This is a genomic window from Nonomuraea soli (assembly GCF_013761175.1).
Lineage (GTDB): Bacteria > Actinomycetota > Actinomycetes > Streptosporangiales > Streptosporangiaceae > Nonomuraea > Nonomuraea soli.
Genome location: NZ_JACDUR010000005.1, coordinates 1027354 through 1042214 on the forward strand (window position 1 = coordinate 1027354; position 14861 = coordinate 1042214).

General features: G+C 70.6%; 15 protein-coding genes and 1 pseudogene. 8 read left to right on the forward strand and 8 right to left on the reverse strand.

The features are described 5' to 3' along the window. Positions 1–64 precede the first annotated feature (64 nt). Both bioD and bioB read left to right on the forward strand, forming a co-directional pair. Positions 65–721: pseudogene (gene bioD / locus HNR30_RS50305) on the forward strand (dethiobiotin synthase); the annotation flags it as partial. Between the two features lie 311 nt (positions 722–1032). Further along, positions 1033–2025, forward strand: a complete 993-nt coding sequence (gene bioB, locus HNR30_RS27995; RefSeq protein ID WP_181612977.1) for a biotin synthase BioB — start codon at positions 1033–1035, stop codon at positions 2023–2025. Position 2026: 1 nt separating this feature from the next. On the opposite strand, the gene HNR30_RS48240 is transcribed toward bioB, so the two are convergent. Both HNR30_RS48240 and HNR30_RS28005 read right to left on the reverse strand, forming a co-directional pair. Next, positions 2027–2479: an SIP domain-containing protein gene (locus HNR30_RS48240; protein ID WP_246379216.1), complete on the reverse strand. Its 453-nt coding sequence runs from the start codon at positions 2477–2479 to the stop codon at positions 2027–2029. 147 nt (positions 2480–2626) lie between these two features. After that, a complete protein-coding gene (locus tag HNR30_RS28005) occupies positions 2627–3175 on the reverse strand; it encodes a hypothetical protein (RefSeq protein WP_181612978.1) in 549 nt (182 codons plus the stop codon). A gap of 50 nt (positions 3176–3225) precedes the next feature. On the opposite strand from HNR30_RS28005, the gene HNR30_RS28010 reads away from it, so the two are divergent. From HNR30_RS28010 to HNR30_RS28030, 5 genes are read left to right on the forward strand one after another with little or no spacing between them, the layout of a single operon-like run. Beyond that, positions 3226–4194, forward strand: a complete 969-nt coding sequence (locus tag HNR30_RS28010) for a thermonuclease family protein (RefSeq protein ID WP_181612979.1) — start codon at positions 3226–3228, stop codon at positions 4192–4194. A 52-nt stretch (positions 4195–4246) separates the two neighbouring features. After that, positions 4247–5383, forward strand: coding sequence for a sensor histidine kinase (locus tag HNR30_RS28015; protein WP_181612980.1), 1137 nt, complete (start codon positions 4247–4249; stop codon positions 5381–5383). Continuing rightward, positions 5374–6018, forward strand: coding sequence for a response regulator (locus tag HNR30_RS28020; RefSeq protein ID WP_181612981.1), 645 nt, complete (start codon positions 5374–5376; stop codon positions 6016–6018). The genes HNR30_RS28015 and HNR30_RS28020 overlap by 10 nt, the downstream gene beginning before the upstream one ends. After that, a complete protein-coding gene (locus tag HNR30_RS28025) occupies positions 6015–6788 on the forward strand; it encodes a DUF4097 family beta strand repeat-containing protein (protein WP_181612982.1) in 774 nt (257 codons plus the stop codon). The genes HNR30_RS28020 and HNR30_RS28025 overlap by 4 nt, the downstream gene beginning before the upstream one ends. 20 nt (positions 6789–6808) lie before the next feature. Continuing rightward, positions 6809–8455, forward strand: coding sequence for an acetolactate synthase (locus tag HNR30_RS28030; protein ID WP_181612983.1), 1647 nt, complete (start codon positions 6809–6811; stop codon positions 8453–8455). A 43-nt stretch (positions 8456–8498) separates the two neighbouring features. Here HNR30_RS28030 and HNR30_RS28035 read toward each other — a convergent pair whose 3' ends face one another. Beyond that, positions 8499–10052: a serine/threonine protein kinase gene (locus HNR30_RS28035; RefSeq protein WP_181612984.1), complete on the reverse strand. Its 1554-nt coding sequence runs from the start codon at positions 10050–10052 to the stop codon at positions 8499–8501. Positions 10053–10254: 202 nt separating this feature from the next. Further along, complete coding sequence (bsaP, locus tag HNR30_RS50770) at positions 10255–10479, reverse strand: biotin synthase auxiliary protein BsaP (RefSeq protein ID WP_446685829.1); 225 nt, start codon at positions 10477–10479, stop codon at positions 10255–10257. Here bsaP and HNR30_RS28040 point away from each other — a divergent pair. Then, positions 10439–10822, forward strand: a complete 384-nt coding sequence (locus tag HNR30_RS28040; protein WP_181612985.1) for a thioesterase family protein — start codon at positions 10439–10441, stop codon at positions 10820–10822. The two genes, bsaP and HNR30_RS28040, sit on opposite strands and share 41 nt — an antisense overlap. A gap of 297 nt (positions 10823–11119) precedes the next feature. Here HNR30_RS28040 and HNR30_RS28045 read toward each other — a convergent pair whose 3' ends face one another. The 4 genes from HNR30_RS28045 to HNR30_RS28060 form a co-directional block, all read right to left on the reverse strand. Next, on the reverse strand, positions 11120–12406 hold the full coding sequence (locus HNR30_RS28045) for an HD-GYP domain-containing protein (protein WP_246379217.1): 1287 nt from the start codon (positions 12404–12406) through the stop codon (positions 11120–11122). Further along, positions 12403–13728: an HD-GYP domain-containing protein gene (locus HNR30_RS28050; protein WP_181612986.1), complete on the reverse strand. Its 1326-nt coding sequence runs from the start codon at positions 13726–13728 to the stop codon at positions 12403–12405. Before HNR30_RS28050 ends, HNR30_RS28045 begins: the two co-directional genes overlap by 4 nt. Before the next feature lie 230 nt (positions 13729–13958). Next, on the reverse strand, positions 13959–14222 hold the full coding sequence (rsrA, locus tag HNR30_RS28055) for a mycothiol system anti-sigma-R factor (protein ID WP_181612987.1): 264 nt from the start codon (positions 14220–14222) through the stop codon (positions 13959–13961). Beyond that, the gene (locus HNR30_RS28060; protein WP_181612988.1) at positions 14219–14824 is read right to left on the reverse strand and encodes a sigma-70 family RNA polymerase sigma factor; all 606 of its coding nucleotides are present in this window, start codon (positions 14822–14824) and stop codon (positions 14219–14221) included. Before HNR30_RS28060 ends, rsrA begins: the two co-directional genes overlap by 4 nt. Between the last annotated feature and the right edge of the window lie 37 nt (positions 14825–14861).

Below are 14861 nucleotides of genomic sequence, written 5' to 3' on the forward strand. Positions count from 1 at the left end.
GCCCGGGACTTCGGCTGCCGGGACGTCGGGGTGTGGGGTGCGAGGCGGGCCTATGCTCGGGCGGGTGAGTGTCCTCGTGGTGACCGGCACAGACACCGGTGTGGGCAAGACGATCGTGACCGCGGCCATCGCCGCGCTCGCCTACGACAGGGGCTCCTCCGTCGCGGTGGTCAAACCAGCGCAGACCGGCGTAGGCCCCACCGAGGCGGGTGACCTCGACGAGGTGCGCAGGCTCTCGGGCGTCACCACCACGTTCGAGTTCGCCCGCTTCCCCGACCCGCTCTCCCCCGCCGCGGCGGCGCGGGTGTCGGGCATGCCGCCCGTCAGCCTGGCCTCGGCGGCCCGGCGCATCGAGGAGCTGAGGGAGAGCAACCAGCTGGTGCTGGTGGAGGGCGCCGGCGGGCTGCTGGTGCGCTTCGACGAGGACGGCGCGACGCTCGCCGACCTGGCCAAGCGGCTCGGCGCCCAGGTGCTCGTGGTCACCAGGGCGGCGCTGGGCACGCTCAACCACACGGCGCTCACCCTGGAGGCGATGGCGCACCGGGGACTCGACCTGGCGGGGCTGGTCATCGGGGAGTGGCCGGTGGAGCCGGGGCTGGCCGAGCGGTGCAACGTGGCCGACCTGGAGATGCTGGCCGCCCGCCCCCTCGCAGGCGTCCTCCCCGCGGGCGCCTCGCGCTGCGGAACCGGCGCGCTTCCCGCCGCGACCGTCGGCTCCGGGGGCGCGGTCCCGCCCGACAGGGCTGGCTCACCCGACAGGGCCGTCCCACCCGACGGAGCTGGCTCGCCCCACGGAGCTGGCTCACCCGACAGGGCTGGCTCACCCGACAAGGCTGGCTCACCCGACGGGGCCGCCGGCAGTGCCGTGGGCGCCTCCGGCGGTTCTGGGGTCGGGGGCGGCGAGTCTGGGGCCCCTGTTTCTCGCCCCGCCACCTGCGCCGATTTCACCACCCTGGCCCGGCGAAGTCTGGCCCCCAGTCTTGGCGGCGTCTTCGACCCGGCCGCGTTCAGAAGGACCCTTAAGCTGACCGGGTGACGATCCTCGACATCGCCCGCACCCAGGTCCTGGAGCAGGGCAAAGGCCTTGACCGCGAGCAGGCGCTCCGCTGTCTCCTTCTCGACGACGCCCTCCTGCCCGACCTGCTCGCGCTGGCGCACGAGGTGCGCATGAAGTGGTGCGGCCCCGAGGTGGAGGTGGAGGGCATCATCTCCCTCAAGACCGGCGGCTGCCCGGAGGACTGCCACTTCTGCTCGCAGTCGGGCCAGTTCTCCTCTCCGGTGCGTGCCGTGTGGCTCGACATCGACGAGCTGGTCAAGGCCGCCGTCGAGACCGCGAAGACGGGCGCCACGGAGTTCTGCATCGTCGCGGCCGTGCGCGGCCCCGACCGGCGGCTGATGGAGCAGGTGCGCCAGGGGGTGAGGGCCATCCAGGAGGCCGTCGAGATCAACGTCGCCTGCTCGCTCGGCATGCTCACCCAGGAGCAGGTCGACGAGCTGGCCGGCATGGGCGTGCACCGCTACAACCACAACCTGGAGACCGCCGAGTCGCATTTCTCCCAGGTGGTCACCACGCACACCTGGCAGGAACGGTGGGACACCTGTGAAATGATCAAGGCCGCGGGCATGGAGTTGTGCTGCGGCGGCATCATCGGCATGGGCGAGAGCCTGGAGCAGCGCGCGGAGTTCGCCGCCCAGCTCGGCGCGCTGGAGCCCGACGAGGTGCCGCTGAACTTCCTCAACCCGCGCCCCGGCACCCCGTTCGCGCACTACCCGCTCGTCCAGGGCGCGGAGGCGCTCAAGACCATCGCCACCTTCCGCCTGGCCCTGCCGCGCACGATCCTGCGTTACGCGGGTGGCAGGGAGCTGACACTGGGCGACCTCGGCACGCGTGACGGCATGCTGGGCGGCATCAACGCGATCATCGTGGGGAACTATCTGACCACGCTCGGCCGGCCGTACGAGAAGGACCTGCAGTTGCTCGACGACCTGAAGATGCCGATCAAGGCGCTCTCCCAGACGCTGTGAACTAGGGGTGCGGGCCCCGTTTGCCCGGGGTCCAGAACGGGTTGACCTTGATCGCCTCCCGCGGCCATCCACGCTCGCGGACGAGGCGGTCGCAAACGAGGCGGTCGCAGACGAGGCGGTCGCAAACGAGGCGGTCGCAGACGAGGCGGTCGCAGACGAGGCGGTCGCAGACGAGGCGGTCGCAGACGAGGCGGTCGCAGACGAGGCGGTCGCGGCTCCTGGTCGACGCCCGGTTCGTGCCTCGCCCCGCGATGTAGGCGGTGCCGACGTCGTCGGGCAGGTCGAGCGTGGCCAGGGCGTCGACCAGGAGCCGCGATGAGGCCGCGGGCGCCCAGTGCCGGTGCACGCGCCTGATGCGGCGAGCGCCGGGGATCGGGGCCGTGTCCTCGCCCCAGTCGCTCTCCAGGACGGCGACGGCGACCACGTGCTCCCCCGGCTCCAGCACCCGGATCATAGGCCCGAACGCCGCCGCGGCCGTCTCCTCGCCGACGAACAGGTGATACGGCGGGTGGCGAAGTCGCCCTGCGGCCCCGGAAGCGCACCCCGTCTCCGTGCCATGCCGTGCGCGAGCCTGGGCGTCGACTACCGACCCTGGGACAAATCACCCCTGGCAGCGGGCCTCGGGCAGCTCGCAGACCTTGGCGCTCATGTCGTGCGCCCAGCCCAGCACGTTGGTGAAGTGTTCGTCGGACAGGCTCCTGTTCGGCCACGCCGACTCCCCGTAGATCATGAGCGCCGCCCCCTTGCGCACCGCGACCTCGGCCCAGCCGCTGTGGAAGTAGCGGGAGCCCACCATGACAGCCTCGTCGCCGAGGGCGAGCGGCTTGCTCCAGTGGCGGTTGCGATACCAGCCCTTGCCAGTGTCGGCGCATCGGCGCAGGTCGGCGCGGATCTGGCGCATGACCTTCTTCGCCGTGGTGGCGTCTTTGTAGATCACGAGCTGCTCGCCGCGGGCGTAGTCCTCGTCGGTGAAGTGGATCCACTTCGAGGCCACCCGGCCGGTGTCCCACCGGCCGCGGGCGCACGGATTGATTTGGACGACGATCTTGTCGCTCGACGAGACGGTCCACTGGGAGTTCTTCTCGGGCTGGAAGATCATGAAATCGGTCGGCACCACCAGGCCGACCAGCAGCGTGGATAAGAGCATCATGCTCGGTGAGATGCGGGACAGGCGCCTCGGGTTCGAGTCAAGATGCAGACATGGCAAAGGCAATCGAACAACCGGTCCCCGGCATCACCGTGGGACACGGCCTCCTGGCCCGCTCGCGAGGCGCGGCCCAGCCACTCGACAAGGTCGTGCACGACGGCGACACCATCAACATCGCGGCCGACGGCAACTTCGGCGTCAGGATGCTGGGAGTCGACGCCCCGGAAGTCAGCTTCGAACTACCGCGCCACGCCGACTTCCCCGACGACCCCAAGAGCTTCGTCAAGATCGAGCACCCGGTGTGGACGAGGTTCCTGACCGACCCGTTCGTCAAGGGCTACCCCGAGCTCCAGCTGCGGTCGGCGCTGCACGCCCACCTGCTGACCAGGCTCGGCCCACTGGCCGCCGCCAACCACGCCAAGCACGCCAGACCCGCCACCACGGCGCTGCGCGAGATGATGGCCGCCGACATCACCGAGCAGGGCCTGACCGGCGAGACCTTCAAGCTGCGCCTGGCCTTCGCCCACGAGATCCTCGACAGGTACGGCAGGCTGCTGGCCTACGTCAACCGGGAGCAGAAGCTCAAGCCGCGCCCCGATCCCTACAACGAGCGGCTGCTGGCCGCCGGGCACGTCGTGCCGTACTTCATCTGGCCCAACGTCGATCCGTTCGTCAGGCAGGAGAGCCACATCCTGAGTGCGGTCCCGCCGCCCGGCACCGGGCGTCAGATCGGGGAGAGCGGTGCGCTGGGGAGGGCGCGCCGTGCCGTGCAGCAGGCCCGTCAGGCGGGTCTGGGGGTGTGGGAGCACGCCGACCCGCTGGCGGTGCTGCCGTTCGAGCTGAGGTTCCTGGCCGACCGCCGGGCGCCCGACCGCTTCGTGCTCGACCTGTCCGACACCGCGCGGGAGCTACTGCACCCGCAGAGCTACTTCCGCATCCCGCATCCGGAGGATCGCCTGTTCGTCAACGCCGAGCACGCACCGCTGTTCAGGGAGAAGGGGTGGTCCGTGCCACCGCTCTAAGGTGGAGCTAGCACCACCGACATTTCCGGGGCCGCTGACTAGCGTGGTGGCCATGAAAATCCCCCGCCGGGCCTGGCACAACACGGCGCACCTGGTGACGGGAATCCCGGTCGGAGTGGTGCTGGGGACACTCGCACTGCTGTCGCTGCTGATCCCCCGGGTGCTGCCCGCCCTCAACCGCGTGCAGCACTCGCGCTTCGAGTCCTTCCTGAACGCCGACATCCCCCGGGCCGACCCGGTGAAGCACCGGCGCGATCCGCGACTGTGGCGGCAGGCGGGCTACCACGTGCTGTCGCCGTTCCTCAGCGCCGCCTGCGCGTTCCTGGTCTGCGTCTGCTGGGGCGGCGCGGTGGTGGGACTGCTCGGCTTCCTGCACCAGTACTTCCAGCCGGCCTCGTTCGTCTTCCCCATCGACCTGCGCGATCCGGTCGTCGCCGGCGTCTACACCGGCGTGGGGGCGGCCCTGCTGATCATGACGCCCTATCTGGCGCACGCGCTGACCCGGCTGGACCTGGCCATCGCGCAGGCCATGCTCGGCCGCAGCCACCGTGAGCTGGGCCAGATGATCGAGACGCTGGCCGAGAGCCGGGCCGGCGTGGTCGACGCGGCGGACGCCGAGCGGCGCCGCATCGAGCGCGATTTGCACGACGGCGCCCAGCAACGTCTGGTCTCCCTGGCGATGAACCTGGGCATGGCCCGCGCCACTCTCACCGACCTGCCCGTGGACGCGCGCGACGCGATCGAGCAGGCCCACGAGGAGGCCAAGCAGGCGCTGAAGGAGCTGCGTGACTTCGTGCGCGGCCTGCACCCGGCCGTCCTCAACGACCAGGGACTCGACGCCGCGCTGTCGGGCATCGCCGCCAGGGCGCCCTTCCCCGTACGGCTCCGCGTCGACCTGGGCAGGCGCCCGACTCCGACGATCGAGGCGGTGGCGTTCTTCGTGGTATCCGAGGCGCTGACGAACATCGCCAAGCACGCCAAGGCCACCAGCGCGGAGATCACCGTGCGCACCGACGAGCGCATGCTGCACGTCAGCGTCTACGACGACGGCATCGGCGGCGCGGCGCTCGACGGCGGCACCGGCCTTCGCGGGCTCAGCCAGCGGGTCGACTCGGTCGACGGCACCTTCCTGCTCACCAGCCCGGTGGGCGGCCCGACCATGATCACAGTGGAGTTGCCGTGCGCGTAGTCGTGGCCGAGGACTCGGTCCTGCTCCGCGAGGGACTGGTGCGCCTGCTGACGGCCGCGGACATGCAGGTCGTCGCGGCGGTCGAGGACGCCGAGGCGTTGCTGCGCGCGGTCGACCTGCACGAGCCCGACCTCGTCGTGACGGACGTGCGCATGCCGCCCACGCACACCGACGAGGGCCTGCGCGCCGCACTGGTGCTACGGCGGCAGCGCCCCAGCCTGCCGCTGCTGGTGCTGTCGCAGTACGTCGAGGAACGGTACGCCACCCGCCTGCTGTCGACGGCCACCACCGGCGTCGGATACCTGCTCAAGGAGCGCATCGCCGACGTGACCGACTTCATCGTGGCGGTACGCAGAGTGGCTGCCGGAGGCACCGCGCTCGACCCCGAGGTCGTCGCGCAGCTGCTGATCCGCGAAGATCCGCTGAACCGGCTGACCCCGCGCGAGCGCGAGGTGCTCAGGCTCATGGCCGAGGGCCGCTCCAACGCCGGGATCGGTGCCGCGCTGGTGCTCAGCGAGGGCGCGGTCGGCAAGCACATCGGCAACATCTTCAGCAAGCTCGATCTGTCATCCGACGACGGCGACCACCGGCGTGTGCTGGCCGTCCTGAGATTTCTCGACGGAGTGCGCGTATGAAAGCCTTCTGGCTCCTGGTGGGCAGCCTGTGCACGGTGTTCGCGGTGGGCGTCGCGACCGCGGGCATGTTCGCCGGCTTCGCCGACGCGCGTGCACCCTCGGAGACGGTCTCCTGGAGCGAGTCCTTCGACCGGACCTCCTTGAAGATCGACGCCTCCAGAGGCGACATCGAGCTGACGATCGAACGCGGGCCCGCCGGGCAGATCTTCGTGGAGAAGAGCCTCCAGTGGTGGGAGGCCAAGCCGGAGACCGGCGAGGAGTGGGACCGCAGATCGCTCAAGCTCAGCTCCAACTGCGAGGACGGCCGCGTGGCGGCGACGAACTGCCTGGTCCACTACCTGGTCCGCGTCCCGGCCGACACCGACATCGAGGCGGTCACCGGCAGCGGCGCGCTGCACGTCAGCAGGCTGCGCGGCAACCTCACGCTGACCAGCGAGAACGGCACCATCGACATGGCCGAGATCTGGTCCCCCCAGGTGCTGGCGCGCAGCGACAGGGGCCACATCTTCTCCTTCGGCATGCTCAGCGACTCCGTCGACGCCGAGTCCGTGACCGGGTCCGTACGGCTCAGCTTCGACAAGGCGCCGGGTCAGGTCCGTGCCGCGGTCCAGACGGGCGACGAGATCGAGATCCGGGTGCCCGAGGGCACCGCGTACAACGTCGCGGTCGAGGCCGTGCACGATTTCATCGGCGTGATGAGGAGCGCGGAAGCCGCGCACACGATGACGTTGAGCAATCCCCACGGGACGGTCAAGGTTTGTTGTAGTTGACTCGCTGGTAGTTTCCGTCCATGGAGAGCGCGAAGCATGCGGGCGACGCAGCCGTCGCCGTTTCGAAGGCCTATGGCGTCGACACGATGTTCACCCTGTCAGGCGGGCACGTCTTCCCGCTGTACGACGGCGCGGTGCACGAGGGGATGCGAATCCTCGACGTACGCCACGAACAGAGCGCCGTCTTCGCCGCCGAGGCGACAGCGCGGCTGACGCGCAGACCGGGGCTCGCCGTGCTCACCGCGGGCCCCGGCATCACCAACGGCGTCAGCGGCATCGCCACCGCCCACTTCAACGGCTCGCCCGTCGTGGTCATGGGCGGGCGGGCGCCGCAGTCGCGCTGGGGCAGCGGCGCCCTCCAGGAGATGGACCATCCTCCCCTGCTCGAACCGATCACCAAGCTGGCCTTCACCTCGTCGGGGGCCGACTCGATCGGCCAGGACGTCGAGACCGCCTTCCGCACCGCCGGATCGCCGCACCGCGGCCCCGTCTTCCTCGACTTCTACATGGACCACCTGTTCGCCCCCTCAGGCGGCCACCAGGCCGAGCCGCTGACCCCCTCGCCGCTGGAGCCCGACCCGTCGCATGTCGCCTCGGTCGCGCGCCTGCTGGCCGAGGCCGAGCGGCCGGTGCTCGTCCTCGGCTCCGACGTGTGGATGGACCGGGCCGAGGAGGCCGCCCGCGACTTCGCCGAGTCGTGGCGGCTGCCCGTCATCCCCAACGGCCAGGGCCGCGGCATCCTGCCCGCCGGCCACGAACAGCTCGTCACCCGCGCCCGCGGCACCGCCTTCGGCCAGGCCGACCTGGTGATCGTGGTGGGCACGCCGCTCGACTTCCGCCTCGGCTACGGCTGGTTCGGCGGCAAGGAGGGCGCGCCGCTCGCCCGCGTCGTGCACATCACCGACGCACCCTCCCAGCTGGCCACGCACATGACCCCGGCCGCGACCGCCTCGGGCGACCTGTCACTGGTCTTCTGGAGCCTCGGTACGGCATGCGGCGAGGCCGGCGTCAAGCCCGACCGGTACGCCCCCTGGCTGGAGAAGCTCTCCCTGGCCGCCGCGGCCTCCGTCGAGCACGACGCCGGGCTGCTGGCCGCCGACTCCGACCCGATCCACCCGATGCGCATCTACGGCGAACTGGGCAAGGTCCTCGACGACGACGCCGTGGTGATCGGCGACGGCGGCGACTTCGTCTCCTACGCCGGCAAGTACGTCGAGCCGCGACGCCCCGGCCACTGGCTCGACCCGGGACCCTACGGCTGCCTCGGCACCGGCCTCGGCTACTCCATCGCCGCCCGCCTGGCCCGCCCGTCGTCCCAGGTCGTCCTCCTCCTCGGCGACGGAGCCGCCGGCTTCTCCCTCATGGACGTCGACACGCTCGTACGGCACAAGCTGCCGGTCGTCATGATCTGCGGCAACAACGGCATCTGGGGGCTGGAGAAGCACCCGATGCAGATGCTGTACGGCTACGACGTCGCCGCCGAGCTGCAGCCGCAGTGCAGGTACGACCAGGTCGTCACCGCGCTGGGCGGAGGCGGCGAACTGGTGACCAAGCCGTCGGAGATCGGGCCCGCGCTGCGCCGCGCGTTCGACTCGGGCGTGCCGTACATGGTCAACATCGCGACCGACCCGCAGATCGCCTACCCGCGCAACACGACGGGCGTCTGAACACGCCGGCCGGCTCCGTCCCCGATCGACGCGGGGGCGGGGCTTACGGGCTCTTGCTCGGAGACGGGCTCGCGGAGGGAGTCACCTCGCACGCGCCGAACTTGGCGATCAGCACGATCTTGATCGCCGTCTTCAGCGGGTGCAGGGTTCCGGGCTCCGGATCCATGTTGCCGATCTTCAAGCACTCGTCGGGGAAGGTGTCGGGCTCCTCGCTGGTGACCGAGGTGGTGAAGCCCGCCTTCTTGAGGATCTCCAGAGACTTCGCGGGGTCGTTGTAGTCGACCGCGGGGATCTTCTTCTTCTGGACCGCGGGTGCGCTGGTGGTCGGCTTGTTGGTGGACGGCGTGCTCGACGGCTCGTTGGTCCCCGTCGGCTCGTTCGTCTCGGTGGGTTCCTCGCTCGCCTGGGGCGGAGGCGTGGTCGGCCTGTGGGTCCTGGGAGGCCTGGTGGTCTTGGTCGGGCTCGGCTCCCCCGACTCGGTGACGTCATCGCTTGGCGTTCCCTTGACGTGCCCGGCCGTAAGGGTGGGTGTCGGCTCCGGACTCGGGAAGATCTCCCCGCCCGTCACCGCGTAGGCCCCCGCCCCGATCCCCAGGAACGCCACCACCGCGACCCCGGCCACGAGCCCGCTCTTACCCCGCCGCTTGGCGGCCGCGCGGCGGCCGCGGCGGGTCTGCGGGGACGCCACATCGGCCACAGTCGTCGCAGAAGCCTCCCGGGGCGGCTCAGCAGCCGCCATCGAGGCCCCAGTGGTCACAGGAGTCAAATCAGTCAGCTGCGGCGCCCCAGAGGCCACCTGGCGCGCCGCGACGCTCATGGCCGCCGCGCTCGGGAAGCGTGCCGCCGGGTCCTTGGACAGGGCACGTTCGACCAGGGCACGGATGGCGGGCGGGATCTCGGCGGGCAGCGGGGGCGGGGTCTCGCGGATGTGCTTGAGCGCGATGGTGACGGGGCTGTCACCGTCGAAGGGCCGGATGCCGGCCATGCACTCGTAGGCGACCACGCCGAGCGCGTAGATGTCGACCGCCGGTGTGACCGGCATGCCCTCGGCCTGCTCGGGCGCGCAGTAGGCGGCGGTGCCGAGCACCATGCCCGCGTCGGTGAGGCGGTTGGCCACCTCCTGGCGGGCGATGCCGAAGTCGGTGAGCACCAGCGTGCCGTCGCGCTGCACCAGCAGGTTGCCGGGCTTGACGTCGCGGTGGACGATCCCCCGATCGTGCACGGCCTGGAGCGCGGAGGCGGCCTGCGCGATCAGCTCCATCGCGGGCTCGGGCGCGATGCGGCCCAGGCGCGACAGCAGCCGGTCGAGCGGCTCGCCGTCGACGAACTTCATGACGAGGTAGACGGTGTCGCCACTCACGCCGTAGTCGTAGACGTCGACCACGCCGGGGTGGTTGATCGTCGCCATGGCCCGCGCCTCGGCCTGGAAGCGGGCGGCGAATCCGGGGTCGGACATGCGGCCAGGGAGCAGCACCTTGACGGCGACGGTGCGAGCCAGGACGGTGTCCTCGCCACGCCAGACCTCGCCCATGCCACCGGCGCCGATGCGGGTATCCAGGCGATACCGCCCCGCAAGCGTCGTTCCTTGGCCAGTCATCTCTCCCCCGCTGCCCCCTGTCTCACGCGTCCGTCACACCCCGAGCACACCAAGAAATCGAACTTGTGTCGCAACGGGGTAACACGGAGGTCACGGAAGCCAGAGTTTACTCATGCGCATCCCCCGAAACAGCCTAAGTCGGATAAACCCTATCCTGCCGTCTCTGGGTGGGGTGTGTATGCCCGATCAGCAAGACGGGCCGCTACGGAGCGTTGATCGGTCCGTGCTCGACACATCGCGCCGACCAGGAGGTCGGCGTCACCTGGACCTTGACCCGGCGCCCGCACTGCGAGCAGTACCTGGGTGGCTCCATGCTGCGCGCACGCTCGCAGGCGGCGTGATCCCGATCAAAGGGTCCGCCGCAGTGGTCGCAGTAGGCTGACGTCATGACGCTCGCTCCCGGTCTTCGTGCTTCGATGCTCATCATGGTCGAGCGTGAGGACACCGCCCAGAAACTCGGCAGCGGCGACGTCCCCGTCCTGGCCACGCCCCGGCTCGTGCTGCTGGCCGAGATGTGCACCATGCAGGCGCTGCGGCCGCATCTGGAGCCCGGCCAGACCACCGTCGGCACCCGCGTCGAGGTCGAGCACCTGGCGGCCAGTCTCCTCGGCGCCCACGTCGAGATCAGCACCGAGCTGGTGCAGGTCGAGGGGCGCAGGCTCGTCTTCGCGTTCGTGGCGCGCGAACGCGACCTCGTGGTGGGGCGCGGCACGGTCGAACGGGCACTGGTGGACCGCGAGAAGTTCCTCAGCCGCGCCGCCTCCCGCTGACCGCGCCGCCTCCCGCGAGCCGCCGGAACTCCCCGGCCCGTCGCCTCGGGGTCAGGCGGGCGCCGATGGCAAGGTGACGCCTTCGCGTGACGGCGGCCGGCCCCGCACGCCGGCGTGGCGTCCCCCTGGACAGACCCCGGCCCCGCGCGGCGGGTGGGGGTGCCCCATGCCTGCCGTACGGCCCGCGCAAGGGACAGCGACGTACGGCGAGCAGGTGCGCACCGCACAAGGAGCAGCGGCGAGCACGCCGACGAGGCGGGCCGCGTGAGGAGCAGCGGCGAGCACGCGGTCGGCGTGTCAGAGGCGGTGGTAGGGCGCGAGGCGGTCGATGACGCGGGCGAGGGCGTCGATGACCTCCAGGTCGTACTCCACGCCCGCCCCCAGCCGCAGCCGCTCCAGCGCCGCCCCCGCGCGGTCGCGGTCGGTGGACCCGCCCACCAGGTCGTCGTAGCCGTTGGCCGCCTTGATGATCCGGCTCGACACCGGCGGCTCCTCGGCCACCTGGTCACACTGCCTGCGCACCAGCTCCGCCACCCGGTCGAGCACGCCCGTCTGCTTGATGACCTCCGCCCCCAACTCGGCGATGCGCCGCGCCTGCCCGGGGTCGGTGAGGACGGTCGCCCCGCTGGGGATCGGGTCGCGCAACGACAGCTGCCCGATGTCGTGCATCAGCGCCGCGTACTCCAGCTCCAGCAGCTCCGGCTCCGCCATCCCCAGTTCACGCCCGACGGCGACCGCGAGGCGGCTGACGCGCCGTGAGTGGCCGGGTTCGACGTAGCCGCCCACCTCGGTGACCCGCGACAGGGCGCGCACGGTCTGCAGGTAGGTGGCGCGGATACCGGCATATTTCCGGAAGGCGACCTGCGTCACCAGCAGCGGCGCCGCGAACACCAGCAACGCCACCATGTCCATCGAGTGCGTCGCCAGCGCCAGCAGCACCCCCGACGCCGCCACCGCGGCCCCCAGCGGGAAGGCCATGTTGATCTCGTCGCGTACGGCGACGCGGAACGCCGTGCGCACCTGCTCGGCCCTCAACAGGGCGGCGATGAGCACGTCGGCCAGCAACGCCAGCCCGATCAGCACCACCATGACGGCGAGCGCCGGCCACCAGTTGGGGTCGGGCTGCTGGGTGACGGGATCCACCTGCCGGGTGAAGTCGGACAGCGGCCCGGCCAGCGGCCGGAAGGCGAAGGCGAGCAGCGCGCCGGTGAGCAGGCGGCGGGCGACCGCGTCGAGCCTGGGCGGGCGGCCCACGGCCAGGTGCGGCAGCGCTCCGGCGATCATGCCGACGGAGATGACGGCGACCACCTGGAAGGCGCTGTGCTCCAGGGCGACGCCACTCATGTCGAGCAGCAGGGTGTAGCCGAGAGCGGCCGCGGCGCCGATGGGGGCGACCTCGCGGTTGCCCGGCATGGTCAGCCGTGCGAGCTCGCCGACGGCGATGAGCGCGCCGAAGCCGATGGCGACCTCGGGCCGCTCCGGGCCGACGGCGGCCGTGTACGCGACCCCGGCCACCGCGAGCAGCCCGGCCGCGGCGATGAGCAGGAGCTGACCGGAGTCGAGGCCTCGGATGGGGGTGTTCAACCGCTTAACACCTCGATGGGCATGGTCGGATCGTCGTGATCCTTGGTGGCCGTCTCCGCGGCTTCGGCCGGCACCTCGACGACCTTGCGCGGCGGCTGCCACGGCTCCTTGTCGAGCGCCCTGATGAAGGCCGCCACCAGCTCGGGATCGAACTGCGAGCCCGAGCCCTTGCGCAGCTCGTCGACGGCGACGGCGACGGGGCGGGCGCCCCGGTAGGAGCGGTCGGAGGTCATGGAGTCGAAGGCGTCGGCCACGGCGATGATGCGCGCGAACTCGGGGATCTCCTCGCCGGCCAGGCCCATGGGGTAGCCCTTGCCGTCGTGGCGCTCGTGGTGGTGCATGATCCCTTCGTAGGCCTCGTCGAGGAAGTCGATGCCGCGCACGATCTCCAGGCCCCGCATCGGGTGCAGCTGGATCGCGGCGTACTCCTCCTCGGTGAGCGGGCCGTCCTTCTGCAGCACCTTGGTGGGCACGCCGAGCTTGCCGACGTCGTGGAGCATGCCCGCGTAGCGGATGGCCCGCAGGCGCTCGGAGCCCATGCCGACCTCCTGGGCGATCATGCCGGAGGCGAGCGAGACGCGGGTGCAGTGGCCGCGCGTGTAGTAGTCCTTGGTCTCGACGGCCTGGCACAGGGCCGCGATGGTGGCGTCGTAGGAGCGCTGCTGGGCGTGGTACTGCCCGAACGCCCACCGCGCGACGAAGAGCGGCAGCAGCACCAGCACCGCGGAGATCGACTGCACGGTCGCCCACAGCCCGGCGACGAGCAGCCCGAAGGTGCCGTAGCCGAGGTAGGAGAGCAGGAACTGGAACATGCCGCGGAAGGAGACGGCGCCGCCGGTCGCCAGCCGGACCATGACCAGGATCAGCACGATGTTGAGCGGCACGAAGACGGCCGTGGCCACGGCGTAGGGGCCGATCAGCTCGTCGAACTGGTGGGGTTGCGGCACCCCGCTGACGCCGCCGAGCGACTGGTAGGCCCATCCGGCGGCGAAGCCGCAGACGGCGAACTGCGCTCCGTTGAACAGGCGTTTCACCAGAGGCAGGCCGGGGCGCACGCTGACGACGGCGATCAGCCCGACGAGCGCGGCGCCCTCGGGCCCGATGAGCACGACGGCCGCCAGCGACGCGGAGAAGCTCACCGAGACGGCGAACTGCTCGACGTTGAGCAGCGTGGGCATCGACTCGCACACCAGGAAGAGGAGCGCGAGCACGAGCAGGATGTCCCAGGCGTCGCCGGGCAGCTCGAAGCGAGCGATCAGGAAGGCGGCCGTCGCGACGACGGCCGCCAGGTAGACCCTTGCGGGCCACGGCAATTCCCGCATTGCGGCCCCCCTGGGGTCAGGTCCAGGAGACCCCTGGTGGCAGGGCCTCTCCGCCCCCGGTGAGCACGACCACGAACATGACGGCGGCTAGCGTGGTGACGACCACCTTCACCTTGCACAACATGTGAATCACGCTACAGAAACCGTCTCGCGCAGGTGGGCAGACTCGGGAATCGCAAGCAAAGCGTAATCAAGCCACTACCGGAGGCCACTTCCGGGCCGCCGATATATCAGGACAACTCCGAACGGACCTGGTTGATCCGGTCAAGCACCTTCGCCCGCAGGTCGGCCGGCACCGGGTCGCAGCCGCAGTGCTTGGCCACCAGCGCCTTGACGGCCTTGTCGAGGTCGTATTCCTTCAGGCAGGGACTGCACTCGTCGAGGTGCACCCGGATCTCGTCGGACGAGCTGTCGTCGAGCTCGCCGTCGAGGTAGTTGTAGACAAGGTCGAGGACCTCGCGACAGTCCTTGTCGTGCGGGTCTCCACAGCTCATTTCGATCCCTCCGCCGGGACCATGCCGCGCTCGCGGGCGTAGTCTTCGAGAAGCGTCCGCAGCTGCCTGCGGCCGCGGTGGAGGCGCGACATCACGGTGCCGATAGGAGTGCCCATGATGTCGGCGATCTCCTTGTACGGGAAACCCTCGACGTCGGCCAGGTAGACCGCGATGCGGAACTCCTCGGGGAGTTCGGCCAGCGCGTTCTTGATGTCACCGTCGGGAAGGTGCTCGAGCGCCTCCACCTCGGCCGACTTCAGTCCGCCCGAGGTGTGCGACTCGGCACGCGCCAGCTGCCAGTCCTCGATCTCCTCGGTGCCTGACTGCTTGGGCTCCCGCTGCTTCTTGCGGTAGCTGTTGATGAAGGTGTTCGTGAGAATCCGGTAGAGCCAGGCCTTGAGGTTCGTGCCCTCCTGGAACTGGTGGAACGAAGCGAAGGCCTTGGCGAAGGTCTCCTGGACCAGGTCTTCCGCATCGGCCGGATGCCGAGTCATCCGGAGCGCAGCAGAGTAGAGCTGGTCGAGGTAAGGCATGACATCACGCTCGAACCGCTCGCTGCGCTGCTCCAGAGTCTCCGCGCCTGTCGCGGGCACCAGGGCCACCCCCCTAAGATCACCGGTGGCCTGCTGTGGCGGAACA